The organism is Pseudomonas sp. TAE6080, assembly GCF_018732265.1.
In the GTDB taxonomy this organism is placed as follows: domain Bacteria; phylum Pseudomonadota; class Gammaproteobacteria; order Pseudomonadales; family Pseudomonadaceae; genus Aquipseudomonas; species Aquipseudomonas brenneri.
In genome coordinates this window covers 88,483-112,773 of the sequence record NZ_JAHIDY010000018.1, presented here as the reverse complement: position 1 = coordinate 112,773, position 24,291 = coordinate 88,483, and the positions used below count along the sequence as shown (strand labels likewise).

Here is a 24,291-nt window from a genome sequence, read left to right as displayed (position 1 = left end):
TCAACAGTTGGGGTAATGCCCCTTCCCCGCCTCAGCCAGAAAGATATCGAACAGTGCCTGCGCCGCCGCCGACAGCTCATGCCCCGGCTTGGTCAGCACACCAATCGGCCGCTCGATCACCGGCCCTGTCAAGGTGATGCAATGAGCGCCGGCCTCCTCCATCTGCTGCGCGCATAACGCCGGCACCGCGCTGACCCCCAAGCCATTGGCAACCATCTTGCCCACTGTGGCCAGTTGATGACTTTCGAGGGCCACGGGTAACTTCATTTGCAAGGCACCGAGGTGTTCTTCCAGCATCACCCGCACAGTGGAAGGCCGCTGCAGGGTGATAAAAGGTTGCACCAGCAGGGTTTTCCAATCGATCTCGGCCATTTGCGCCAATGGCGAATCACCGGGCACGACGGCGATAAAGCGGTCCAGGTACAGCGGGGTGAATGCCAGCGACGACCCCGGCGCCGGTTCGAACGCTACCCCCAACTCCACCTGGCGATCACGGACCATTTCCAGCACTTGTTCGTTGATCAGGTCATGCACCGTCACGTTGACCTGAGGAAAGCACGCGCGAAAGATCTTCAAGATCGGCGGCAGCAGGTTGCCGGCAAACGACGGCATCGCCGCCACCGTTACCCGCCCACGTTGCAGAGTAAAACGCTGGCGCAATTCATCTTCGGCATTGTCCCAATCGGCAATCAGACGACGCGCAAGCGGCAACAAGGATTCACCTTCAGGGGTCAGTGCCACGTTACGGGTATTGCGACTGAAAAGGCGCCCGCCCAAGCCCTCTTCCAGGCCCTTGATGGTCAGGCTCAGTGCCGACTGGGACAAATGCAGGCGCTCACAGGCGGCGGCAAAACTCAGGCTTTGGGCCACGGCAAGGAAGGCCCGCATCTGTTTAACAGTCATACATTAAGCTCCAGGCGGCAAGTTGAAAGCTGCAAGTGAAAAAGCCGCGGGACTATTCTTGTTGCTTGCGGCTTGAAACTGATTATGCTGTTTTTTAAATCAATCAACCTTAAAAAACAACTTAACAAATCAATCCGTCGGCGCAACACTCGGTTCACTGGCTGGACCACAAACAATAAAAGAGGTGCATATGGCAGGTTTCGATAAACGCGTGGCGTCCTATGAAGAAGCGCTGGCAGGCCTGGAAGATGGCATGACCGTACTCTCCGGTGGTTTTGGCCTGTGTGGCATCCCGGAAAACCTCATCGCCGAAATCAAGCGCAAAGGCACCCGTGACCTGACGGTGGTTTCCAACAATTGCGGCGTCGACGGTTTCGGCCTGGGCGTGTTGCTGGAAGAAAAACAGATCAGCAAGGTCATCGCCTCCTACGTCGGTGAAAACGCCCTGTTCGAGAAGCAACTGCTCAGCGGCGAAATCGAAGTGGTGTTGACGCCCCAAGGCACCCTGGCGGAAAAAATGCGCGCAGGCGGCGCCGGCATCCCGGCCTTCTTTACCGCCACCGGCGTCGGTACCCCAGTCGCCGAAGGCAAGGAAACCCGTGAATTCAACGGTCGCCCATACCTGATGGAAGAGTCCATTACCGGCGACTTCGCCATCGTCAAAGGTTGGAAAGCCGACCATTTCGGCAACGTGATCTACCGCCACACGGCGCAAAACTTCAACCCACTGGCGGCCACCGCCGGCAAGATCACCGTGGTTGAAGTCGAGGAAATCGTCGAACCGGGCGAGTTGGACCCGGCGCAGATCCACACTCCAGGCATCTACGTCGACCGGATCATCTGCGGCACATTCGAGAAGCGCATCGAACAGCGCACCGTCCGCAAGTAATCCTCTAGCCCGAATAATAAGGACACATAAAATGGCTCTTACCCGCGAACAAATGGCTCAACGCGTCGCCCGCGAAATGCAGGACGGCTTCTACGTCAACCTCGGCATCGGCATCCCGACCCTGGTGGCCAACTACATCCCCGACGGCATGGAAGTGATGCTGCAGTCGGAAAACGGCCTGCTGGGCATGGGTCCGTTTCCTACCGAAGACACCATCGACGCCGACATGATCAACGCCGGCAAGCAGACCGTTACCGCACGCATCGGCGCCTCGATTTTCTCTTCCGCCGAATCCTTCGCCATGATTCGTGGCGGGCATGTCGACCTCACGGTACTCGGCGCCTTTGAAGTGGACGTACACGGCAACATCGCGTCCTGGATGATCCCAGGCAAGCTGGTCAAGGGCATGGGTGGCGCCATGGACCTGGTGGCCGGCGCAGAAAACATCATCGTGATCATGACCCACGCCTCCAAGGACGGTGAGTCCAAGTTGCTCAGCCAATGCAGCCTGCCGCTGACCGGTGCCAACTGCATCAAGCGCGTGCTGACGGACCTGGCCTACCTGGAAATCGAAAATGGCGCTTTTGTCCTCAAGGAACGCGCACCTGGCGTCAGCGTTGAAGAGATTGTCAGCAAGACCGCCGGTAAACTGATCGTCCCGGACCACGTTCCAGAAATGCATTTCCAGTGAGGACAGATTCCATGCAAGACGTCGTGATTGTTGCTGCCACCCGCACCGCCGTTGGCAGCTTCCAAGGTGCCCTGGCCGGCATCCCGGCTCCGGAACTGGGCGCTGCGGTGATCCGCCGCCTGCTGGAGCAGACGGGTCTCGATCCTGCGCAAGTGGATGAAGTGATCCTCGGCCAGGTGCTGACCGCAGGCAGCGGCCAGAACCCGGCGCGCCAGGCATCGATCCTCGCCGGCCTGCCGCATGCGGTGCCGAGCCTGACCTTGAACAAGGTCTGCGGCTCGGGCCTCAAGGCCCTGCACCTGGGCGCGCAAGCCATCCGCTGCGGTGACGCCGAGGTGATCATCGCTGGCGGCATGGAGAACATGAGCCTGGCCCCCTACGTACTACCATCCGCCCGCACCGGCCTGCGCATGGGCCACGCGAAGATGATCGACAGCATGATCACCGATGGCCTGTGGGATGCGTTCAACGACTACCATATGGGGATCACTGCGGAAAACCTGGTGGACAAATACGGTATCAGCCGTGAAGCCCAGGACGCGTTCGCCGCCGCCTCCCAGCAAAAAGCCGCCGCCGCGATTGAAGCCGGGCGCTTTGCCGACGAGATCACGCCGATCCTGATTCCCCAGCGCAAGGGCGACCCGATTGCCTTTGCCGTGGACGAGCAGCCCCGTGCCGGCACCACCGCCGAATCCCTGGGCAAGCTCAAGCCAGCCTTCAAGAAAGACGGCAGCGTCACCGCCGGCAACGCGTCGAGCCTCAATGACGGCGCCGCTGCGGTGCTGCTGATGAGCGCCGACAAAGCCAAGGCCCTCGGCCTGCCGGTCCTGGCGCGTATTGCCAGCTACGCCAACGCAGGTGTCGACCCGGCAATCATGGGCATTGGCCCGGTGTCCGCGACCCGCCGTTGCCTGGACAAGGCCGGCTGGCAACTGGCCGACCTGGACCTGATCGAAGCCAACGAAGCGTTTGCCGCACAGGCACTGGCGGTGGGCAAGGAACTGGAGTGGGATGCGGACAAGGTCAACGTCAACGGCGGCGCGATTGCCATCGGCCACCCGATTGGCGCTTCAGGCTGCCGCGTGCTGGTGACCCTGCTGCATGAAATGATCAAGCGCGATGCCAAGAAAGGCTTGGCCACCTTGTGCATCGGCGGCGGTCAGGGCGTGGCACTGGCCCTTGAGCGCGGCTGATTCAACGAGCAACATGAAAGAGGCCCGGTTCCACGAAAACCGGGCCTTTTTTTGCCTTCTGATTTGTAAGCGCCCTTCAATGTAGGAGCTGGCAAGCCAGCGACTACAATAGATCTCCATCGTCAGCCAGGTTGGGGCACGGCGAAGACCGCATTGGCCCGCACCACGACCTTTTCTCCCACCTGCAAACTGACCGTGGCAAACGCCATCTGCCGCCCGCGCTTGTGGTGCTCCAAGTGCACCTCGATCCACTCCCCCACCTGCACCGCCCCCAGATAATCGAGGGTCATGCTCGCGGTAATCAACGGCAACGGCGGGGCGCTGGAAAACGCCATGGCGTAACCCATGCCAACATCCGCCAGGGTCGCCAGCACGCCACCGTGGACCGTGCCGCGTCCGTTGGCATGGCGATTGTCGGCGCGCAGCCCCAGTTGCAGTTGCAGGCCTTCGCCACGGCAGTACACCGGGCCAAGCAAATCCAGGAGCGGGCTGCTGCGGGGCAATGGGATAAAACCTTCAGGAGTAACAGTCATGGTCGGATCGTCCTTGTGTGCAGACACAAGGTTTAACCCTGGGCGCGCGTTGCAGCCATCAAGATCAATGCGGCAAATCTGTGGCGATAAGCCTACGCCCGCTTTGCGTTCGCCGGGCAAACCCGCTTTAATCGCCGCGCACTTTATCCCGCACACTTGAAGGAACTGTAATGCGCCATCTGGAAGGCAGATTCACTGCACTGTTGTTATTGACTGGCCTGCTGCTCGGCGGCTGCTCGCCCAAGGAGTACTCCGAGGCCACGGCCATCAGTGGCGAACAGGGCCGGGCCGGCGCGCTGCTGGCCTATGAGCATGAGTTGAGCCTGGCGATGCCAGTAGCCCTGCTGGCACCGCGCATGCAGGCCACTCGCCAAGCCTGTGAGTCGGCGCAGTTCGGCGCCTGCAATATCCTGCGTATCGAAGAGAACAGCGACGGCGGCATGATCGTGCTACGCATTGTTCCAAACGGTGTCGAGCCGTTGGTGAGCATGGCGGCCGAGGGCGGTCAACTGGGCCAGCGCATCACCAGCGCCGAGGACCTGGCCGACGCCGTGGCCGATGTGCGCCGTCGCCAGGAACGCTTGCAGGCCCAGCAAAAACGCCTGGATGAACTGGCTGCGCGCAAGGACATCACCGTGGGTGACCTGATCACCCTCAGCAAGGAACAGGCCGCCATCGAAAACGAGCTGCAGGAACTGGCACAGATCGCCGCCGGCCAACAGCGGCGCCTGGACACCAACCGCGTGACCCTGAACTTCCAGCCCTCGGACGGCGAGCATCAGCAATCGCGCTTTGCCAGGATGTTCGGCAACCTGGGCGACAACCTGGTCGATGGCACCGCCGATGCCCTGGAGCGTTCCAGCTATGTGCTGCCGTTTGTGATCCTCGCGTTCCCGGTGTTGTGGCTGTGGGTCTGGTTGTGGCGCAAGCTGGTCAAGCGTCGCCCCTGACCTCAGCGCTTGATGCAGCGCTGGTAACGCTCATCCACACGCTTGGCGAACCAGGCCGTGGTGAGGTTGCGGGTGATCTTCGGGCTCTTGAGCACAATACCCGGCAGGATCGCCCGCGGCAGCGGTTTGCCTTCGGCTTTCTCGGCCAGGGCAAACACTCGCTGGTACAGGGTGGTCTCTTCAAAATCCAGGCGATCGCCCTGCTCCAGCTGGCTGCGAATGCTCGGGTTGCGCATGTCCAGCTTCTTGCCCAATGAACGCACCGCCAGCTCCGTGGTGCCGGGCATGATGGAGCCATGCAGGATCAGATCCCCATCCAGCGCCAGACGCGTGCCCGAGGCGCGGCTGACGGCAGCCTGGAACGCCGCATTGCGACTGGCGTACCAACCGGCGTTGAAATCCGCAAAACGGTACAGCGGCTGGTTGTAGTTCACCGGGTAGCCGAGCAAATGGGCGATGCCGAAGTACATGCCACCCCGTCGGGTAAACACTTCCCGGCGAATGCTGCCGTCCACGGTGTAGGGATAGCCCCTGGCCTGTTTCTCGGCAAAGGCAATGCTCACCTGCATCGGGCCTGCGGTATGCACGGGGTTGAAACTGCCAAACAAGGTACGCCCCAATGGCACAGTGCCAATGAAATCATCAAAGATGCCACTCAGGTCTTTTTCGGTACGCGCAGCGCTCAGGCGCTCGGCGTAGGACTTGCCCGTGGGCGAACGCAGCTGCAACGCGGTACGCACCAGCACGGCCGGCACATGCACTTTGCCTGCACGACGGAGGATTTCATCCTGGGCGATCTTGCCCATGTTCGGCACCGGCGGGTCGACCTGGTAGGTGGACTCCTGCTCGGTCACCGCCAGTACCGCGCAGATATTCTCAGTGCTGGGGTAGATGTTCTGGCTGTCGAAGGCGGTGTAGATATCCTGGGCCCAACCGGCGCGATCCGACACCTTGGCCGGCATCAGCCGCACGATCTGCGCCTTGACCTCGGCCTCACTGCGCTCGGGCTGTTGCTGGCTGCGTTGGGTTGAACAGCCGGCCATGACCAACAAGGCGGCCAGGCAGAGAATCATCCGGGATGAAAGCATGCGGGGGTGTCCTGTAGGCCAGTTAAAGCACCCACTATCTCACAAACCCACACCCGCCCCTGTAGGAGCCGGCTTGCCGGCGTCTACAAGGGTGTAGCGTCAGGATCAGATCCCGGAAAGCGCCAGGTCCATCGCAAAGTAGGTGAAGATCAAGTCCGCACCGGCACGCTTGATCGAGCCCAGGGTCTCACGCACCACCCGTGCTTCATCAATGGCCCCTGCCTGGGCACCGAACTTGATCATCGCGTATTCGCCACTGACCTGGTAGGCCGCCACGGGCAAGCGCGAGGCTTCACGGATATCGCGGATGATGTCCAGGTAGGCGCCGGCCGGCTTGACCATCAGGCAGTCGGCACCTTCCTGCTCGTCGAGCAGGGATTCGCGCACGGCTTCGCGGCGGTTCATCGGGTTCATCTGGTAGCTTTTGCGATCGCCCTTCAGCGCACTGCCGCCCGCCTCGCGGAACGGGCCATACAGGGCCGAAGCGAATTTGGTGGAATAGGCCATGATCGGGATATGGTTGAAACCGGCCGCATCCAGGGCCCGGCGAATAGCCTGGACCTGACCGTCCATCGCCGCCGACGGTGCGATCACATCAGCACCGGCGCGGGCGGCCGCCACTGCTTGCTTGCCCAGGTTGGCCAGGGTGCGGTCGTTGTCCACTTCATTACCGTGCATCACACCGCAATGGCCGTGGTCGGTGTATTCGCAGAAGCAGGTGTCGGACATCACAATCATTTCCGGCACCGCGTCCTTGCAGATCGCCGACATGCGCGACACCAGCCCGCGCTCGTTCCAGGTGTCGCTGCCGCTGGCGTCCAGGTGATGAGACACGCCAAACGTCATCACCGACTTGATCCCGGCGCGGGCAAAGCGCTCGATTTCACTGGCCAGTTTCGATTCAGGGATGCGCATCACACCGGGCATGCTGGTAATCGGTACGAAATCGTCGATTTCTTCTTCGACAAAAATCGGCAACACCAGGTCGTTGAGGGTGAATTCGGTTTCCTGGAACAGGCTGCGTAACTCGGGGGAACGACGTAAGCGGCGAGGACGGGCTTCGGGGAACTGGCTGGACATGAATGCTCCTGAAAAAAACAGGCGAAAAAACCTAGGGGCGAAAGCTTATGCCCTACGCACCCATCAGAACAAACGCTGGGGAACAACAGTTTATTCCCCTGGCGGTAACAATTGCATTGACCTACAGCCGTAGACAGCCCTCTATGCAGACCGTCACGGCACCACCGATCCAGATTTCATCACCTTGCCGGGCGACACGGATTCGCCCTACACGCCCCATGGTAGTGCCCTGGCTGACCACATACGCATCGGGCGCCAAGCCTTCGCCCAGCAACCACTGCGCCAGGCCGGCATTCAGGCTACCAGTGGCCGGATCTTCCGGCGCCCCATCACCAGCAATGAACGCCCGCACCTCAAACTGCGCATCAACCTCATCGTAGGCAGGGTCGCACGGGGCAATCACGCCCACCGCCAGCCCCAGCAACTTTGAATAGTCCGGCTGCAAGGCCAGTACCGCCTGCCGATCAGTCAACATCAGGGCCAGCCAGCCCGCGCCGTTATCGACCCATTGGCTGCGAAGGATCGCCTCGGGCTCAAGGTTCAGGGCCAGGCGCACACGCTCCAGCAACTCAACATCCAACGGGCCCGAACGGATCAAGGGCGGGGCGATAAACGCCAACTCGTCACCCTCGCGGCGGATGCGCACCAGGCCGATCTCGCATTCCTGGATGATCTCTCGGCCCCGGGGCACGCCACCGGCTTGCAGCCATGCCTGGCAACTGCCCAGGGTCGGATGGCCGGCGAAGGGCAGTTCCTGCACAGTGGTAAAAATCCGCACTCGGTAATCGGCACGCGGGTCCCGGGGCTGGAGCAGGAAGGTGGTTTCGCTGAGGTTGGTCCATTGGGCAAAGTCGGCCATCTGCTGGTCGCTGAGGCCATCGGCGCCCAGCACTACAGCCAGTGGGTTGCCCTTGAGTGCAACCCTGCTGAACACGTCCAGTTGCTTGAAATCGAAAGTCGGCATGGGTCAGCTCGGAATATTCAGACCACGGATCACCGCTGGCCGGGCGACAAAGCCATCCAGCACCCGTAATACATTGGGGAAGTCGGTAATGCCCACCAGATCGCCGGACTCATAGAAACCAATCAGGTTGCGGATCCAGGGGAAGGTGGCGATGTCAGCGATGCTGTACTCATCGCCCATGATCCAGGTACGGCCCAGCAGGTGCTTTTCCAGCACGCCGAGCAGGCGCCGGGCTTCAGCGGCGTAGCGGTCACGGGGGCGCTTGTCTTCGTAGGCCTTGCCGGCAAACTTATTGAAGAAACCGACCTGGCCGAACATTGGCCCGATCCCGGCCATCTGGAACATCAGCCATTGCAGGGTTTCATAGCGCGCAGCGGGGGCCAGGGGCAGCAGTTGGCCAGTTTTTTCAGCCAGGTAGATCAGGATCGCACCCGACTCGAACAACGCCAGCGGCTCGCCGCCAGGACCATTGGGGTCGATGATCGCCGGGATCTTGTTGTTGGGGTTCAGGGACAGGAACTCCGGGGAAAGCTGGTCCTGGGTGTCGAAGCTGACCTTGTGCGCCTCATACGCCAGGCCCACCTCTTCGAGCATGATCGATACCTTGACGCCATTGGGGGTCGCCAGCGAATACAGCTGCAAACGCTCGGGATGCTGGGCTGGCCATTTGGTAATAATCGGAAACGCTGCGAGTGAAATCATCGATATACCCCAAGCTGAGAAAAACCCATGATAGCCATCTAGCGGCCAGGCTGCATTGGTCTTCAATCCGCAACATCGGCGCGCTAATCTCGGATTTCAGCGAACCAAAACGCTATGGCGCACTCTTAGAAGCGCTTGAACGGTTGAATGGAGGCATACCGCCATACTCATGGAAAACCGCACGATGCTTGGAGCGTCGCTGTGGCTGGGCCTTGCGGTCTTGATCCAAAGCACTGAAGACTCGAACCTAATGACAATCAAGCCTCTGTGCCTTGGTAAACGCTTTAAACGATATGCTTACTACATGCTACCGATGTTCTTCGTAGGCGGCGCCTTGATGCTGGCCTTCGAAGCTCGCGAAAGCAGTGCCGAGCCGAAGAACGGCGTACAGACCCTGGTCTTCCTGCGCCATGGCGAAAAACCCGCCGGCGGCCTGGGCCAGCTCAATTGCCAGGGCCTCAACCGCGCGATGAACCTGGCCACGGTGCTGCCGGAAAAATTCGGCGCCGCCGATTTCGTGTTCGCCGCCAATCCGACGCGCAATGTCGAGGAAGGCGAGTTCGACAATTCCTACAGCTATATTCGTCCATTGATGACCATCAGCCCCAGCGCGATCAAACTTGGGCTGCCAGTCAACATCGAGTTTTCGGCCAACGATACCAGCGACCTGGCTGACGAATTGATGGAAGACAAATACCACAACTCCACCATCTACACGGCCTGGTCCCACGGCTACCTGCCGGAGTTGATCAATAAGGTGGCGAGCGAAGCCGTCGGTGAGAAGTACACCATCACCGAAGACTGGTCCGGCGGTGACTTCGACACGTTGTACGTGCTGACCCTGACCTGGCACGACGGCAAGGCCAGCCTGCTCAGCCGCAACTACAAGCAAGGCCTGGATAACGGCTTGCACACCTGCCCGGATGCGACGCATGTAAACGCTGACACTTGATCGTGTAGAACCTGACACACCGCTATCGCCGGCAAGCCGGCTCCTACAGGGGGCGGGACCGCGTATGATGCGTCGCTATCGACTTATCTGCGGATCTTGACCATGTCTAACCTCACCTCTGCCAGCCCTGCACGCGGCTGGTCCTTCTGGTGGAAACCGGCGCTGTTCCTGTTGGTGGCCTGCGTCGGCCTGTATTACGTGAAGTGGTCGCCCTACTACTTCAAGGCCTTCGTCGCGGCCGACAGCCATAGCATCGGCAACTCGATTCTCAATGACCAGCAAGGCTCGCCATTGGCGGCGGCCCTGGCCTATGCCCAGGTGTATTTCCTCGCGATCTGGAAAGCCGCCGTGCTGGCGGTGATTCTCGGCTCGTTGCTGCAGGTCTTGATTCCACGGGACTGGCTGTTGCGCCTGTTCGGCCGCGCCGGGCTTGGCTCCACGGTACGCGGCGGGCTGTTCGCCCTGCCGGGCATGATGTGCAGTTGCTGCGCCGCGCCGGTGGCAGCCGGCATGCGCCGCCAACAGGTTTCGGTGGGGGCAGCACTGGCGTTCTGGATGGCCAACCCGGTGCTCAACCCGGCCACGCTGGTGTTCATGGGCTTTGTCCTGGGCTGGGACTTTGCCGCGCTGCGGCTGGTGGCCGGGATCGTACTGGTGATTGGTGTGGCGCTGATCGCCCAACGTATCGCTCGCCCTGAACAGGTGCCACAGGTGGCGCTGGACGCCGTAGCCGACGTCAGCGCTACCGAGACCCAACCGTTCCTCAGCCGCTGGTTGCGCACCCTGTGGCAGTTGTTCTGGAGCACCATCCCGGTGTACATCCTGGCGGTGTTGCTGCTGGGCGCGGCGCGGGTGTGGCTGTTTCCCCATGTGGATGGCGCAATGGCCGACAGCTTGCTGTGGCTGGTGCCGCTGGCGATTGTCGGCACCTTGTTTGTGATCCCGACGGCGGCGGAAATCCCGATTGTGCAAACCATGATGGCCCTCGGGCTGGGGACCGGGCCGGCGGTGGCGCTGTTGATGACCCTGCCGAGCGTGAGCCTGCCGTCACTGTTGATGCTGCGCAAGGATTTCGATGCGCGGGTACTGGTGACGGTGGCTGGGCTGACCATGCTGATGGGGGTGGTGTGTGGGTTGGTCGCGGTGGTGGTTCTTTAGTGACTCGGTGAATGTTGGGGCACTCCCACACTTTTGACCGCATGTGCGGCAAGATCAGTGACCTGACGCCGCCGGCCCCGTCTTCGCGGTAAACGGTGGCTTGGCCAGCCACACCAGCAGGATCAAGCCCATGAACATCCACCCCAGCAACGTGAAGTAATCCACGGTGGACATCATATAGGCCTGGCTGGTGAGGACCTGGTCCAGTTGCGCATAGGCCTTGTGCCCGGCACCGCCCAGGGCATTGAGTGCATCCCGCGTGGCGGAGTCATAGGTGCTCATGCTCTCGCTCATGTAGGCATGGTGCTGATCGGCCCGGCGAATCCAGATCCAGGTGGTCAGCGACGCCGCAAAGCTGCCGCCCAGGGTCCGCAGGAACGTCGCCAGGCCTGCGCCGTCGGCGATCTGGTGCGGTGGCAGGTCGGACATCAGGATGCTCAAGGTCGGCATAAAGAACAGCGCCACGCCGATGCCCATGAACAGTTGCACCATGGCGATGTGTTGGAAATCCACTTCATTGGTGAACCCGGCGCGCATAAAGCAGCTCAGGCCAATCGCCAGGAATGCCAGGCCGGCCAGCAGGCGCAGGTCGAACTTGTGCGCATATTTGCCGACAAACGGTGACATCAACACCGGCAGAATCCCGATCGGCGCCACGGCCAATCCGGCCCAGGTCGCGGTGTAGCCCATCTGCGTCTGCAACCACTGCGGCAGGATCAGGTTGATGCCGAAAAACCCGGCGTAGCCCAGCACCAGCACAATAGTGCCAATGCGAAAATTGCGGTGGGCAAACAGCCGCAAGTTGACCACCGGGTGTTTATCGGTCATTTCCCAGATCACGAACACCGCCAGGGCGATTACCGAGATGGCAGCGCCGATGATGATGAAGTTGGATTCGAACCAGTCCAGGTCGTTGCCCTTGTCGAGGATGATCTGCAAGGCCCCGACCCCGACGATCAGGCTCAACAACCCGACGTAATCCATCGGTTGATGGCTGGTCACCACCGGGCGTTTCTTGAGCTGGGAGCGCACCACCATCACCGCAAAAATCCCGATGGGCACGTTGATAAAGAAGATCCACGGCCAGCTGTAACTGTCGGTGATCCAGCCGCCGAGAATGGGACCTGCAATCGGCGCCACCACCGTGACCATCGCCAGCAACGCCAGGGCCATGCCGCGCCTGGCGGGCGGATACACCGCAATCAGCAGGGTCTGGGTCATCGGGTACAACGGCCCCGCCACCAGGCCTTGCAGCACCCGAAACCCGATGAGCTCGGGCATCGAGGTGGAGACACCACACAGGAACGAGGCCAGCACAAACAGGAGGGTGGCCCACAAAAACAACTTCACTTCGCCAAAGCGCCGGCTCAACCAGCCGGTCAGTGGCAAGGCAATCGCATTGCTCACCGCAAACGAGGTGATGACCCAGGTGCCCTGCTCCGAACTCACCCCCAGGTTGCCGGAAATGGTCGGCAACGCCACGTTGGCGATGGTGGTGTCGAGCACCTGCATGAAGGTCGCCAGGGACAGGCCAATGGTGGCCATCAACAAGCTGGGTGGTGTGAAGGAGGCGTTATTGCTCATTAGCGTTGCGCTGCCTTGGGCACGGCCACGCTGTTGTCATGGATCAGTTGGGTGATCATCGCGTCGGCTTCGCTCAACTGGCGGTCATACACATTGGTGCTGAACGAGGCTTTTTGCGGCGGCTGTTGCGCCAGCACCGGGCCGCTCTGGTCGTGCAGGTTGACTTCTACCTGGGTCGACAAACCCACCCGCAATGGGTGCTTGGCCAGCTCCTCGGCATTGATATGAATGCGCACCGGCACCCGCTGCACAATCTTGATCCAGTTACCGGTCGCGTTCTGCGCCGGCAGCAAGGCAAAGGCGCTGCCGGTTCCGGCGCCGAGGCTGTCGATGGTGCCGCTGTACTTCACGTCACTGCCGTAGAGATCGGCCTCGATGTCCACCGGCTGGCCAATGCGCATATTGCGCAGTTGGGTTTCCTTGAAGTTGGCGTCGATCCACAGTTGGTCCAGGGGAATCACCGCCATCAATGCGGTGCCCGGTTCGACACGCTGGCCCAGTTGCACGGTGCGTTTGGCGACGTAGCCGGTGACCGGTGCGATCAGGGTACTGCGCGCATTGGCCAGATAGGCCTGGCGCAATTGCGCAGCGGCAGCCTGCACATCCGGGTGGGACGAAATCACCGTGTCATCCACCAGCGCGGTGGAGGTATTGAGTTGCTGTTGCAGGTTGGCCAGGGAATTGCTCGCCGCGCTCAGGGCGTCGCGGGCATGGGACAGTTCTTCCAGGGAAATCGCGCCACCCTGGGCGAGGATTCTGCGGCGGTTGAAGTTGTCCTGGGCGGTTTGCACCTGGGCTTTTTGCGCCAATACCTGGGCCTTCATGCCATCGACATTGCTGTACAAGCCACGCACCTGGCGCACCGTACGCGCCAGGTTGGCCTGGGCACTTTGCAGGCCGACGGCGGCATCGTTGGGATCGAAGTTGATCAGCACCTGGCCTTCATGCACCAGGTCGCCATCATCGGCACCAATGCTGACCACGGTACCGGTGACCAGCGGGGTGATTTCCACCACATTGCCGTTGACGTAGGCGTCATCGGTGCTTTCGCTCCAGCGGCCATACAGTTCGTGCCAACCCCACACACCGACGATGCCGAGGACCACGATCAGGGTCAGGCCCAGCAGCATGATTTTGCGTTTGCGCGGGTTGCTGTCGTTGGGTTGGGGTTCAGCGGTGTTGTTTGCTTGGGCAGTCGCCATGACAAGTACCTTGGGTTAATCAGTACGCCCTACGCGCTGCAGCGTGATGGGATCACCTGCAGCGATAAGGATTTTCTTGAGGATGCGTTCCAGGGTCTGCAACTCGCCGGGTTCCAGCACGCCGGCCAACTGGTTCAGGGCCTGGGCGCCGATCTGCGGCAACAGGTCTGCCAGGCGCTGGCCTTCAGCAGTGAGCACAAGCTGCACCTGGCGCCGATCCTGTTCGGAACGCTTGCGCGCCAGCAGGTCCTTTTGCTCCAGGCGGTCGAGCATGCGGGTCATCGAGCCACTGTCCAGGGACAGGTAGCGGCACAGTTCTGCCGGGGTATCGACGCCGAACTGGGCCATGATGATCAACACCTTGAACTGCGCGGCGGTGATGCCGTGGGGTTCCATATGGGTGTCGATGATGCGGTCCTTGAGGATCGCGGCGCGGCCCAGCAACAGCCCGAGGTGGCAGTTGTGGAAGTTTTGCGGGGTGAAGTGATCCATCGGCAAGTCACCTTATTACTGCCTAGGCAGCGAATATGTGACCAAATATTACTGCCTAGGCAGTGAATGTCAAACAAAATGCTTAGCTTGCTTGGCAATTGACTACTCAACGGTGTGTTCTAAGGATCACCTGATAGGCAGCAGCGGATGGCGTGATTACCGTGTAGCCCTTCTTTTCCAGCACGTATATCCCTCATGCAGCGTTCAAAACTACCGCTCCCCTTGTTCGCCTTCATCGTCATGATGACGCTGACATGCTCGTCAGTCGCGATCGCAAACAGTTGCACGGCCAACAATTCCACCACGCAAGACCTCTACTTCGGTGGCAGCCTGGCCAGTGCTGGCCTGACGATACCCGCCGACACACCCAATGGCACCGTGGTCTATCAGGAGACCCTGTCCGGGACCGCTCATACCTGGGGGTGCACGGCAACCTCACAATACGGCGTATTACTCAATCCGTCGCACGGGACGATCACCGGCAGGGAATCGATCTTCCCCCTGGGCAAAAGCGGGCTCTCCTACCGTATCTGGATGGATTCGTTAAACCGCTACGAACTCTCCTTGCAGCCAATCGCCCCAAACGGCAACTACGGGATCACTGCGGGGTCGGTGCGCCTGGAAATCATCAAGACTGGCGAACTGACGGATAAAGTCAGGATCAGTGCAGGCCTCCTGGGCACTTTGCAAGACGATTATCTGATCCTGAAAAGATTCAACCTGACCAATGCCATCGTCTTGAACAGCGCCTCCTGCCAGACCCCTTCCGTCCCGGTGGACATGGGGATCGACTACACCCTCGAAGACTTCCCCCGAATTGGTCCCACCCAACGTCGAGTGCCCTTCAACATTGCCCTGAACCAGTGCCAGACCGGCATCAAGAAGGTGACCTATTCGATCAAGGCCAACACCCCGGTCATCGACGCAGCCAAAGGCATTGTTGCGCTCAGCAACGACAAGACCAACGCCAAGGACATCGCCCTGCAATTGATGAATCAGGCCGGACAGCCCCTGGCACTGGATACCACCTATCCCTTCGACGCTTTCACCACGAGCGGCACCAGCTTCAACATCCCGCTGTCGGCGGCCTACTACCGCCTGGGCAGCACTGAACTCAAGGCCGGCAACGGCAACACCAGCGTGACGTTTATCGTGAACTACCTGTAGCAAACTAAGGATCGTCTGATTTTCCCTACACCCGGCGACACCTAAAGTGCCGGCATGCGATTGAAGACCTACCTGCACCAGATCAGCCCGATTCTGTCTACCCCCGACGCCGCCCGCCGCCTGTTGCGCATTTTTGCGCTGGTGGTGCTGGTGGGCATCCTGGGTGGGGTGTACAGCTTCCTGCTGTTCACGTTCAACAATGAAATTTCCCAGCGCCGCAGCTATATGAGCAGCGCCATTGCCGAAGCCCATACGTTTTTCACCACCCGAGAATCCCTGCTCGAAAGCCTCAGCCTGTCGGCCACCCGGCGCGTTAAAAATGCCGAAAGTGCTGTGTCCGCCGAAGAAATCCACCTGCTGCTGGGCACCCGCCCCGCCAAGCAATGGAGCATCTGGCTGACCCAGCGCATGCGCGATTACCTCAAGGACAAGCAACTCAACCTGATCTACGTTACCAGTGGCGCCGAGGCCAAGGTGCTGCGCCTGTACAACGCCACCCCGCCAGCGAGTGATTTGCCAAAGGACCTGCTCAAGCAATTGGACCACCTGAAACAGGTAAACCCTCCAGCCCTGCAAGAACTGTGGCTGACCCAAAGCACCCAGGGTCACTCCCAGCTGTATATTTTCATTCGCCTGGACGAGCGCGATGCGGACTCCGGCTGGCTGGGCCTGGAAATGGACGACCGCGAAGTCTCCAACACCCTGAGCGATCACAGCGCCGGGGAGTTCACCATGTTCAACTCCCAAGGGTTGCCGTTGTTCAGCAACAGCGCCCGGCCCCAGGCCAACCAGGCCTTGCCGCGCCTGCTGCAACATGACTTCTTTGGTTTTGTCGGCAATGGATGGCTGCCCGAGCAACTGGTGCTGCGCAAACAGCTGAAGTCCTCGGACTGGCAACTGACCTACTCCATCGACCTGCGTGCGGTGCTGTTATCGTTATGGCCACAACTGCTCGGCGCCCTGGCGTTCTGTGTGTTTGGTATCAGCCTGGTGTGGCTGCTGACCCGCCGCATCGAGCACCGCTTCATTGCGCCCGCGATCCATCGTATCCAGGCCCTGGTGGAAAGCGAGCTGTTCAGCCGTGACGTGATCCAGACCGCCCCCGTGGCCCTGTGTGTATTGCGCCGCACCGACGGCCAAGTGGTGCTGGAAAACACCCTGTGCCAGCAATGGCTGGGCCAGAGCGGTGAACGCGAACAACTGAGCCCTGGCTGGATCCGCCAAGCCTTCGATACCCAGGCGCCGACGCTTTCCGATTACTTTGAAACCGCCGACGGCCGCCACCTGTACCTAAGTTGTGCGCCCACCCGCTACAAAGGTGAGGACGTGTTGCTGTGCGCCTTCAGCGACATCAGTACGCGCACCGAGATCGAAGCGGCGCTGGAGCAGGCGCGACAACTGGCCGACGCCGCCAATGAGGCCAAGACCCTGTTCCTGGCGACCATGAGCCATGAAATCCGTACCCCGCTGTATGGCGTATTGGGAACCCTGGAACTGCTGGCCCGCACCCATCTGGATCCGCAACAGAAAAGCTACCTGCAAGCCATAGAAGGCTCCTCCGCCACCTTGTTGCAATTGATCTGTGACGTGCTCGACGTGTCCAAGATCGAGGCCGGGCAACTGGCCCTGGAACTGAGCGAGTTTTCCACCCTGGCCCTGGTCCAGGAAGTGGTCCACGGCTATGCCGCGGCGGCCCAGAGCAAGGGCTTGCACCTGTATGCCTGCATCGACCCACAGATGCCGGACCGGGTCATCGGCGACATCAGCCGGATCCGCCAGATCCTCAACAATCTGCTGAGCAATGCCGTGAAGTTCACCGACTCCGGGCGCATCGTCTTGCGGGCCACGTTGTTGAGCCGCGATGGCGAGCGCGCCAGCGTGCAATGGCAAGTCTCGGACACCGGCAAAGGCATCGCCGGTGACGATCAACCGTTTATTTTCGACCCGTTCTACCAGACCGCCGGCAACACCAATGTAGTGGCGGGAACCGGCCTGGGCCTGCCGATCTGCCTGCGCCTCACACACTTGATGAATGGCAGCCTGCGCATGGTCAGCGAGACCGGGCTGGGCAGCAGTTTTTCCCTGGCCCTGCCGCTGGTGGAGTGCGCCAAAGACGTGTTGCCCGCCAGCATGACGGCCTTGTTGCCAGACGTCATTTACGTGGTGTCGCCGGTCCGCGAACTGGCCGAGGCCGTCAGCGGCTGGTTGCGCCGCTGGGGCGCCCGCCCGCAGATCGGCTTGCCATCGGCCATGGACCCGGCCGGCGCGGGCCTGTTGATCGAGCTGCACCCCGGCCAGGCCGAGCTACGCCTGGCACCGCAGTGGAACGGGCCACTGGTGCTGGCCAGCAGCGACGGCTGCACAGTGCCGCAGATCATGCTGGGCGGCTGCAAAGTCAACCTCAATGACCTGCACGCCATTCACCACGCGGTGAGCCAGGCCCAGGGCATACCGGTGGCGACACCCCAGGCGAGCCATGAGCAGCGCCATCTGCGCAAGTTGCACCTGCATATCCTGGTGGCCGAGGACAACGTCATCAATCAACTGATCCTGCGCGATCAATTGGAAGAGCTGGGCTGCACCGTGGAACTCACCTCGGACGGCGAAGAAGCCCTGTCACGCTGGCGCGCCGGAACGTTCGACATCGTGCTGAGCGACGTCAACATGCCCAAGCTCAACGGCTACGCACTGGCCCAGGAATTACGACGCCTGGGCTGCACCGTGCCAATCATCGGCGCCACCGCCAACGCCATGCGTGGCGAAGCAGCCTTATGCCTGGCGGCCGGGATGAATCACTGCCTGGTCAAACCCTTCACCCTGCGAGCCTTGTTCAACGAACTGGCTCCCTATGAACGAGCCCTCCATGAATCGCTGTAGCATTTTGATCGTCGAAGACCACCCCTTCCAGCATCAGTACCTGCAGCACCTGTTCAGTGAGCTGGGGGATTTCCATGTGGAATCGGCGCGCGATGGCGAAGAGGCATTGACCTGTCTGCGCCGGCGCACTTTCGACCTGGTGCTGACCGACCTGCTGATGCCCGGCATGGACGGTGTGCAATTTATCCAGGGCCTGGCCACTCTGCGCGCCAAGCCGGCACTGGCGATCATGAGCGCCGCCTCCCGACGCATGCTGATGAGCGCAAGCCTGGTGGCGAGCAACCTGCAAGTGAATGTGATCGGGCTGATTTCCAAGCCGGTGAACATCGCAGCCTTGCGCAACCTCACCGAGCAATTGCTGGGCCTGCGCCAGGTGGTACTGCCCGAAACGGCGCCGGGCATCGAGCGCCAGGCCATTCTTGAAGCCCTGGACAACGGCGAGTTGCAAGCCTGGTTCCAACCCAAAAAAGCCCTGGCCAACGCGCGCATTGTCGCCGCTGAAGCCCTGGTGCGCTGGATCCACCCCGAATACGGCGTGTTGCTGCCCGGTGCGTTCCTGCCCGCACTCAAGGCCTACAGCCTGGAAGAGCGCCTGCTGTGGCGGGTACTGGAACAGGCCATCGCCGCCCAGGCCCGCTGGCGGGTACAGGGCTATGACATCCCGGTGTCGATCAATTTGCCCACGCACCTGCTCAACAGCTATGACCTGGCCGACCGCATCCTCGCTTTCGTCCTGGAACACCAGGGCATTCCCGGGCGCATTTGTTTCGAGTTGATGGAGTGCTCGGTGCCCCAGGACATCAGTAATTTCTACGCCGGCGCCTGCCGTTTGCGGATCAAGGGCTTTGGCCTGTCCCAGGATGACTTCGGCAAGGGCTACAGCTCGTACATGAACCTGGTATCCACCCCCTTTACCGAACTGAAGATCGACCGCGCACTGGTCCAGGGCTGCAACGACAACGAAGAACTGGCACAGGCACTGACCAGCATTGTCGCCCTCGGCCGACAATTGGGCCTGACCGTAGTGGCCGAAGGTGTGGAAACCGCGCAAGAACTTGCGCTGTTGCGTAAGATCGACTGCACTCAGGTCCAGGGGTTCCTGATTTCCCACGCGGTCTCTTCAGACCAGTTCCAGCAGTTGCTGAACCAGGACGGTCCGGCAAGCACCTATTGAGACTTTATTTCAGAGGCCATTGTGTCCGACCGCTTTCCCCTTCCCGCCTGCCGGGTCGCGTAATGAATCAGCCCAATGCCTTCCTGGAGAAACTGGCCAGCAGTTCACTGCGCCTGAATAAAAGCTTGATGGTCCTCGGCGCCCTGGTGCTGGTACTGGCGGGGATCAGCTACGTGGGTGTGCAACGCATGATCGGCGAACAGAGCGACACCACGCGCTTTCACTTCGCCCGGCTGATGGAAAACATCGCGGAACAACAAGCCTTTCTGGCCACGGTTTCCCAGCAAAGTGCCCAGGGCGACCTGTTGCCACCGCAGACCTCTGCGCAGCCCACACCCAGGGCGTTGCCCGAGCAGGGGCCGAATATTTATGAAGGCCGGGAGTTCAGCTATTCCCTGCCTTACAGCGTGAAGCTCAACCCGGCACGTATTGCCCCCAGCCAACGCACCAAGGTGTTTGACCTGGCCGCCCACCTGACGGCTTTCTACAGCGCCTTCTGGTCGGCTTCGCACTATCAGTCACCCCAGGTTCTGCTGTTCAACGGGCCGGACAACTTTGATATTTCGGTACCTTCAGCCGGTGCCCTGCGTGATGCAGGGCAGATCCAGGGCGGGGCCTTTGCCGATGTGGTGCACCGGGTAGAAACCAGCCTGCACGAAAACCCTCGCCAACCGCCGGACAACCAAGTCCACTGGAAAGCCTTCGGCGACGCCTCCAGCAGCGCGGTGACCCCCACCTTGCTCGCCTACATCCACATCGACCTGGCCCCGACAAGCCTGCATATCCAGGGCGCCAGCAGCCATGTGCTGGTCGCCTCGCTGCTGGCACCGTCCCAGGTCAATAACATCGAGCGCCTCATGCAGTGGTCGATCTACGACCACTTCACCCTGATCGCACCGTCCGGCGAAGTGCTGGCCGGGGCCCAGAACGCAGGAAAAGTCCTGAAAAACGGGGTGAACTTCACCCGTGATGGGCTGGTGTTCAAGCTGACCAGCCCCGATGCACAACCCTGGACGGCGATCTATGTCATCGGCTTCAAGAGTTTCTTGAGCTATGCCTTGTGGCCGCTGCTGTGCCTGGCCGTGCTGATACTGGCAGGCCTGGGCGGCGGCCGAGCCTTCAATCGCTGGTACAAAAACCATGTCATCCTGCCCGCCCACCAGGCCCACGCCAGCATTGCCGAAAGCGAAGCCTTCAGCCGTGCCGTGATCGATACCGCACCGGCCGGCCTGTGCGTGATACGCCGCAGCGACCATCACGTGCTGCTGGAAAACCAGCGCGCGCGGCAATGGCAAGGCACACCAAAGCTGATCAATGCCCTGTGCCAGCATTGCAACCTCAGCGAGTCCGGCCAGGCCGACCTGGAGATCGACGGGCGCCATCTGCAAGTGGCCTTCATCAATACCCGCTATCAAGGCCAGGACGCCTGGCTGTGTGCCTTCCATGATGTGACGCGGCATATCGAAGATGCCATTGCCCTGGAAGACGCCCGCCTCGCCGCCGACTCAGCCAATGAAGCCAAGACCCGCTTCCTGGCGACCATGAGCCATGAGATCCGCACCCCGTTGTACGGCGTACTCGGCACCCTGGAATTACTCGGACTGACGCCGCTACAACCGCGCCAGCAGGATTACCTGCACACCATCCAACGCTCCTCCGCCACACTGTTCCAACTGATCAGCGATGTGCTGGATGTGTCGAAGATCGAGTCCGGGCAAATGACCCTGGAAGCCCAGGACTTCTGCCCCCTGGAATTGACCGAGGACACCGTGCGCACCTACAGCGCCTTTGCCCGGGCCAAAGGCTTGCAACTCTATGCCTGCATCGACGCGACGGTGCCGGACCGGGTGCGGGGCGATCCGTTGCGGATCCGGCAGATTCTCAACAACCTGCTGAGCAATGCCATCAAGTTCACTGACCACGGGCGAGTGGTGCTGCGGCTACGCTCACTGGATGCCGACCGGGCGCGCCTGCAATGGCAGGTCAGCGACTCGGGCGTGGGCATTTCACAGGCCCAGCAGGTGCAGTTGTTCGACCCGTTCTATCAGGTCCACGGCACCGGCCATCAAACCGGTGCGGGGCTGGGCCTGGCGATCTGCAAATGGTTGTGCGAGCTGATGGCAGGCGCGCTGACCGTGGTCAGCGAGCCTGGCCTGGGCAGCAGTTTTACCCTGCAACTGGACCTTGAACCAGTAGCCGGCACACTGGCCGACTGCCCCGAGTTCGCGCCGCAGGCGCCTGCGATTTATGTGCGCGCACCAGTGCCGGAGTTGGCGCAGCACCTGTGCGCCTGGCTCAATCGCCTGGGCGTGGAAGCCAACCCTCAGTTGCCGCCAGCCCTGTCGTCAGCCGTGTGGGTGGATGTATTGCCGACCGCCAAAGATGCACCCTGGCCGGGATCACGGGTCATCGCCAGCGCCGACGGGCCAAACCCGCCGGCCTACGCGGGCGGCGCCTGGCAGGTCGATGCCTATGATGTACGCGCGATTGCCTGGGCCGTGTGCCTGGCGCAGGCTGGCAGCACAGGATCGAGCCGGCCAGCGCAGCCCGAACACACGCAACGCCTGAACCTGAAGGTCCTGGTGGCCGAAGACAACCCGATCAACTCGGCGATCATCAAGGAACAACTCGAAGCCCTCGGCTGCTCGGTGGTGACCGCCATCAACGGCGAGCAGGCTCTGGTGCAGTGGCGGCCTGGGCAGTTCGACCTGGTGCTGACCGACGTCAATATGCCGCTGATGAATGGCTATGAACTGGCCCAGGCCCTGCGCCAACAAGATGCCGATATACCCATCATCGGCGTCACGGCCAACGCCTTGCGCGAGGAAGGTGAGCACTGCGCGGCGGTCGGCATGAACGCCTGGATGGTCAAGCCACTGAGCTTGTCGACCTTGCGCAAGCAACTGTTGCTGCATTGCAAGGCAAACGTGGCAGAGCCTGGCATCGTCGTGGTGGACCAGGTGCAGTTATCGCCGAAAATGCGTGAGCTGTTTGCCAGCACCCTGCAGGCCGATATACAGGGTGTGCGCGCAGCACTGGAGCGTGCCGATGCCAATGCCGTTGCCCAGCAACTGCACAGCATGGCCGGCGCCCTGGGCGCGGTGCGGGCAGAAAACCTGGCCACGGCCTTTGTTGAACTTGAGTGCCGGTTGATGGGCTTGAGCGTCACCCCCGCCCTGGCACAGGAGGTTCGGGTGCAGCTCGAACGCCTGGAGGCTTTAATCGATACGCTTGGGTAACTTCACCGTCTTTTCGCCTTATGGATATTGCGTCATGGAAAAGTTAAACGTAGTCATTGCCGACGATCATCCGATCGTACTGGTGGGCGTTCGCGAGTTGGTAGAGCGCGATAAGCGCTTCAACGTGGTGGGCGAAGCCCTGGACTCCACCGAACTGGTCAACCTGCTTGAGCAGCAGTCGGTCGACGTGGTGATCACCGACTTCAATATGCCGGCCGACTCCCCCTACGGCGACGGCCTCAAGCTGGTGGAGTACCTGACGCGGCACTTTCCTGCGGTGCATATCCTGGTGCTGACGATGATCTCCAACCCGCTGATCCTGACCCGGTTGCAGGAGCTCGGGGTGGTCGGGGTGATTCAGAAGAACCAGTTGCACGACGAAATCCAGGTGGCGCTCAAGTCCATCGCCAATGGCACGCCTTTCCACAGTGCCGGGCCGCAATCGACTTCGGTCATTGAGTCCGTCGACCTGGACGAACGCTTCACCCTGTTATCGCCCAAGGAGCACGAAATATTGCGCCTGTTCATCAGCGGGCAAAGTGTCAATGAGATTGCACGGGGTTTGAATAGAAGCGCCAAGACCATCAGTACGCAAAAAGTATCGGCCATGCGCAAACTGGAAGTTACCAGCGACCAGGCGTTACTTGCTTACTGTATCGAGCGCAAACTTTTCAACTAACAATAACAACTAAAAACCCTGCGGCAGCGCTCAAATCCGCGCTTCTAAGGATCGTCTGATTCCTCCCTTTGGGGGGGTTCTATATCGTGTTCTGGCACTTCATAGAACCTCTTAACCCAAACAATGGAATTGAGCATGAAAAAGCTTTCCCTCGCACTTCTGACCCTTTCGATGTTCGCCGCCACTGGCGCCGCTTATGCAGCTGAAGGAACTCCTGTCAAGGCCGGCAGCGGCACCATCAACTTCACCGGCGTGATCAACAACGACGCATGTTCCGTTGAAGGCGCAGGCCTCAACAAAAACATTTCCGTGGAAATGGGTGAAGTGTCCATCAAGGACATGGGCACTGCTGCTGCACCGATTGGCAGCGGCAAACTGAGCGCTGAAAACTTCGACATGAAGATCAACTGCAACGCGGGTACCAAAGTGGCGATGCTCTTTGAACCCACCCGAGGCGCAGGCACGGGCATCGTGGCCGGCACCAAGGTCTTGAACGTGATTGGTGGTCTGGGCGCTGCGAAGAACGTCGGTATTGCCCTGCTCGACGCCAATGGCGCGATCATCGACCTGAGCTCGCCAGCCGCGGCCAAGATCGAGAGCAATCTGCAAGATAGCAACGCAACGCTGAAGTTCTCCGCAGCCTACGTCACCACTGCTGCACTGGACACCGTGGTTGCCGGTCGTGCTGACGCTACCCTGCCGTTCACCCTGCAATACGAATAAATCTGCAACACGCCTGAACCCTGGTGCGGGGCTTTACAGCCTCGCCCTTTC

21 protein-coding genes are annotated in these 24,291 nt (G+C 60.9%); 12 read left to right on the top strand and 9 right to left on the bottom strand.

Translation table 11 applies throughout. The features are described from left to right. Positions 1-903 (bottom strand): LysR family transcriptional regulator, encoded by a 903-nt coding sequence (locus tag KL786_RS15430; RefSeq protein WP_215518170.1) that lies wholly within the window; start codon positions 901-903, stop codon positions 1-3. Positions 904-1,093: 190 nt separating this feature from the next. Between KL786_RS15430 and KL786_RS15425 the strand changes: the two genes are divergently transcribed. From KL786_RS15425 to KL786_RS15415, 3 genes are read left to right on the top strand one after another with little or no spacing between them, the layout of a single operon-like run. Continuing rightward, a complete protein-coding gene (locus KL786_RS15425; protein WP_010211319.1) occupies positions 1,094-1,792 on the top strand; it encodes a CoA transferase subunit A in 699 nt (232 codons plus the stop codon). Positions 1,793-1,823: 31 nt separating this feature from the next. Further along, a complete protein-coding gene (locus KL786_RS15420; RefSeq protein WP_032860219.1) occupies positions 1,824-2,483 on the top strand; it encodes a CoA transferase subunit B in 660 nt (219 codons plus the stop codon). Positions 2,484-2,494: 11 nt separating this feature from the next. After that, entirely contained in the window at positions 2,495-3,676 is a 1,182-nt protein-coding gene (locus tag KL786_RS15415; RefSeq protein WP_215518169.1) for an acetyl-CoA C-acetyltransferase, read from the top strand. A 122-nt stretch (positions 3,677-3,798) separates the two neighbouring features. On the opposite strand, the gene KL786_RS15410 is transcribed toward KL786_RS15415, so the two are convergent. Beyond that, entirely contained in the window at positions 3,799-4,209 is a 411-nt protein-coding gene (locus KL786_RS15410) for a PaaI family thioesterase (protein WP_215518168.1), read from the bottom strand. A 170-nt stretch (positions 4,210-4,379) separates the two neighbouring features. Between KL786_RS15410 and KL786_RS15405 the strand changes: the two genes are divergently transcribed. After that, on the top strand, positions 4,380-5,159 hold the full coding sequence (locus KL786_RS15405; protein ID WP_032860222.1) for a DUF4349 domain-containing protein: 780 nt from the start codon (positions 4,380-4,382) through the stop codon (positions 5,157-5,159). Between the two features lie 2 nt (positions 5,160-5,161). Here the strand turns inward: KL786_RS15405 and KL786_RS15400 are convergent, their stop codons facing one another. The 4 genes from KL786_RS15400 to KL786_RS15385 all read right to left on the bottom strand — a co-directional run bounded on the left by KL786_RS15400 (position 5,162) and on the right by KL786_RS15385 (position 8,993). Continuing rightward, positions 5,162-6,247, bottom strand: coding sequence for a DUF1615 domain-containing protein (locus KL786_RS15400; RefSeq protein ID WP_215518167.1), 1,086 nt, complete (start codon positions 6,245-6,247; stop codon positions 5,162-5,164). Positions 6,248-6,352: 105 nt separating this feature from the next. Continuing rightward, on the bottom strand, positions 6,353-7,327 hold the full coding sequence (gene hemB / locus KL786_RS15395; protein WP_215518166.1) for a porphobilinogen synthase: 975 nt from the start codon (positions 7,325-7,327) through the stop codon (positions 6,353-6,355). 121 nt (positions 7,328-7,448) lie between these two features. Further along, positions 7,449-8,291 (bottom strand): PhzF family phenazine biosynthesis protein, encoded by an 843-nt coding sequence (locus KL786_RS15390; protein ID WP_215518165.1) that lies wholly within the window; start codon positions 8,289-8,291, stop codon positions 7,449-7,451. 3 nt (positions 8,292-8,294) lie between these two features. After that, complete coding sequence (locus tag KL786_RS15385) at positions 8,295-8,993, bottom strand: glutathione S-transferase N-terminal domain-containing protein (RefSeq protein ID WP_215518164.1); 699 nt, start codon at positions 8,991-8,993, stop codon at positions 8,295-8,297. Between the two features lie 250 nt (positions 8,994-9,243). Here KL786_RS15385 and KL786_RS15380 point away from each other — a divergent pair, with 250 nt between their 5' ends. Further along, positions 9,244-9,945 carry a histidine phosphatase family protein gene (locus KL786_RS15380; RefSeq protein WP_215518163.1) on the top strand — a complete coding sequence of 234 codons (702 nt, stop codon included), beginning with the start codon at positions 9,244-9,246 and terminating at the stop codon, positions 9,943-9,945. Between the two features lie 102 nt (positions 9,946-10,047). Next, positions 10,048-11,103, top strand: a complete 1,056-nt coding sequence (locus KL786_RS15375) for a permease (protein ID WP_215518162.1) — start codon at positions 10,048-10,050, stop codon at positions 11,101-11,103. 54 nt (positions 11,104-11,157) lie between these two features. On the opposite strand, the gene KL786_RS15370 is transcribed toward KL786_RS15375, so the two are convergent. Genes KL786_RS15370 through KL786_RS15360 form a run of 3 tightly spaced genes read right to left on the bottom strand, consistent with a single transcriptional unit; the run spans position 11,158 to position 14,381 of the window. Further along, complete coding sequence (locus KL786_RS15370) at positions 11,158-12,687, bottom strand: DHA2 family efflux MFS transporter permease subunit (protein WP_215518161.1); 1,530 nt, start codon at positions 12,685-12,687, stop codon at positions 11,158-11,160. Beyond that, positions 12,687-13,889: an HlyD family secretion protein gene (locus KL786_RS15365; protein WP_154842195.1), complete on the bottom strand. Its 1,203-nt coding sequence runs from the start codon at positions 13,887-13,889 to the stop codon at positions 12,687-12,689. The genes KL786_RS15370 and KL786_RS15365 overlap by 1 nt, the downstream gene beginning before the upstream one ends. A gap of 15 nt (positions 13,890-13,904) precedes the next feature. Beyond that, a complete protein-coding gene (locus KL786_RS15360) occupies positions 13,905-14,381 on the bottom strand; it encodes a MarR family winged helix-turn-helix transcriptional regulator (RefSeq protein ID WP_215518160.1) in 477 nt (158 codons plus the stop codon). Positions 14,382-14,576: 195 nt separating this feature from the next. On the opposite strand from KL786_RS15360, the gene KL786_RS15355 reads away from it, so the two are divergent. The 6 genes from KL786_RS15355 to KL786_RS15330 all read left to right on the top strand — a co-directional run bounded on the left by KL786_RS15355 (position 14,577) and on the right by KL786_RS15330 (position 24,240). Continuing rightward, entirely contained in the window at positions 14,577-15,548 is a 972-nt protein-coding gene (locus KL786_RS15355; protein ID WP_215518159.1) for a fimbrial protein, read from the top strand. Positions 15,549-15,602: 54 nt separating this feature from the next. Beyond that, positions 15,603-18,425, top strand: a complete 2,823-nt coding sequence (locus KL786_RS15350) for a response regulator (RefSeq protein WP_215518158.1) — start codon at positions 15,603-15,605, stop codon at positions 18,423-18,425. Further along, positions 18,412-19,599, top strand: coding sequence for a response regulator cyclic di-GMP phosphodiesterase PvrR (gene pvrR, locus KL786_RS15345; protein ID WP_032860238.1), 1,188 nt, complete (start codon positions 18,412-18,414; stop codon positions 19,597-19,599). Before KL786_RS15350 ends, pvrR begins: the two co-directional genes overlap by 14 nt. A 62-nt stretch (positions 19,600-19,661) precedes the next feature. After that, the gene (locus KL786_RS15340; RefSeq protein ID WP_215518157.1) at positions 19,662-22,838 is read left to right on the top strand and encodes a hybrid sensor histidine kinase/response regulator; all 3,177 of its coding nucleotides are present in this window, start codon (positions 19,662-19,664) and stop codon (positions 22,836-22,838) included. A gap of 34 nt (positions 22,839-22,872) precedes the next feature. Continuing rightward, the gene (locus tag KL786_RS15335) at positions 22,873-23,517 is read left to right on the top strand and encodes a response regulator (RefSeq protein ID WP_032860240.1); all 645 of its coding nucleotides are present in this window, start codon (positions 22,873-22,875) and stop codon (positions 23,515-23,517) included. A gap of 135 nt (positions 23,518-23,652) precedes the next feature. After that, on the top strand, positions 23,653-24,240 hold the full coding sequence (locus KL786_RS15330; protein WP_215518156.1) for a fimbrial protein: 588 nt from the start codon (positions 23,653-23,655) through the stop codon (positions 24,238-24,240). The last annotated feature ends 51 nt before the right edge of the window (positions 24,241-24,291 follow it).

Excerpts from the sequence above, each read along its gene's own strand:
- KL786_RS15430 (WP_215518170.1), bottom strand. The coding sequence starts at position 903 with ATGACTGTTAAACAGATGCGGGCCTTCCTTGCCGTGGCCCAAAGCCTG.
- KL786_RS15425 (WP_010211319.1), top strand. The coding sequence starts at position 1,094 with ATGGCAGGTTTCGATAAACGCGTGGCGTCCTATGAAGAAGCGCTGGCA.
- KL786_RS15420 (WP_032860219.1), top strand. The coding sequence starts at position 1,824 with ATGGCTCTTACCCGCGAACAAATGGCTCAACGCGTCGCCCGCGAAATG.
- KL786_RS15415 (WP_215518169.1), top strand. The coding sequence starts at position 2,495 with ATGCAAGACGTCGTGATTGTTGCTGCCACCCGCACCGCCGTTGGCAGC.
- KL786_RS15410 (WP_215518168.1), bottom strand. The coding sequence starts at position 4,209 with ATGACTGTTACTCCTGAAGGTTTTATCCCATTGCCCCGCAGCAGCCCG.
- KL786_RS15405 (WP_032860222.1), top strand. The coding sequence starts at position 4,380 with ATGCGCCATCTGGAAGGCAGATTCACTGCACTGTTGTTATTGACTGGC.
- KL786_RS15400 (WP_215518167.1), bottom strand. The coding sequence starts at position 6,247 with ATGCTTTCATCCCGGATGATTCTCTGCCTGGCCGCCTTGTTGGTCATG.
- hemB (WP_215518166.1), bottom strand. The coding sequence starts at position 7,327 with ATGTCCAGCCAGTTCCCCGAAGCCCGTCCTCGCCGCTTACGTCGTTCC.
- KL786_RS15390 (WP_215518165.1), bottom strand. The coding sequence starts at position 8,291 with ATGCCGACTTTCGATTTCAAGCAACTGGACGTGTTCAGCAGGGTTGCA.
- KL786_RS15385 (WP_215518164.1), bottom strand. The coding sequence starts at position 8,993 with ATGATTTCACTCGCAGCGTTTCCGATTATTACCAAATGGCCAGCCCAG.
- KL786_RS15380 (WP_215518163.1), top strand. The coding sequence starts at position 9,244 with ATGACAATCAAGCCTCTGTGCCTTGGTAAACGCTTTAAACGATATGCT.
- KL786_RS15375 (WP_215518162.1), top strand. The coding sequence starts at position 10,048 with ATGTCTAACCTCACCTCTGCCAGCCCTGCACGCGGCTGGTCCTTCTGG.
- KL786_RS15370 (WP_215518161.1), bottom strand. The coding sequence starts at position 12,687 with ATGAGCAATAACGCCTCCTTCACACCACCCAGCTTGTTGATGGCCACC.
- KL786_RS15365 (WP_154842195.1), bottom strand. The coding sequence starts at position 13,889 with ATGGCGACTGCCCAAGCAAACAACACCGCTGAACCCCAACCCAACGAC.
- KL786_RS15360 (WP_215518160.1), bottom strand. The coding sequence starts at position 14,381 with ATGGATCACTTCACCCCGCAAAACTTCCACAACTGCCACCTCGGGCTG.
- KL786_RS15355 (WP_215518159.1), top strand. The coding sequence starts at position 14,577 with ATGCAGCGTTCAAAACTACCGCTCCCCTTGTTCGCCTTCATCGTCATG.
- KL786_RS15350 (WP_215518158.1), top strand. The coding sequence starts at position 15,603 with ATGCGATTGAAGACCTACCTGCACCAGATCAGCCCGATTCTGTCTACC.
- pvrR (WP_032860238.1), top strand. The coding sequence starts at position 18,412 with ATGAATCGCTGTAGCATTTTGATCGTCGAAGACCACCCCTTCCAGCAT.
- KL786_RS15340 (WP_215518157.1), top strand. The coding sequence starts at position 19,662 with ATGAATCAGCCCAATGCCTTCCTGGAGAAACTGGCCAGCAGTTCACTG.
- KL786_RS15335 (WP_032860240.1), top strand. The coding sequence starts at position 22,873 with ATGGAAAAGTTAAACGTAGTCATTGCCGACGATCATCCGATCGTACTG.
- KL786_RS15330 (WP_215518156.1), top strand. The coding sequence starts at position 23,653 with ATGAAAAAGCTTTCCCTCGCACTTCTGACCCTTTCGATGTTCGCCGCC.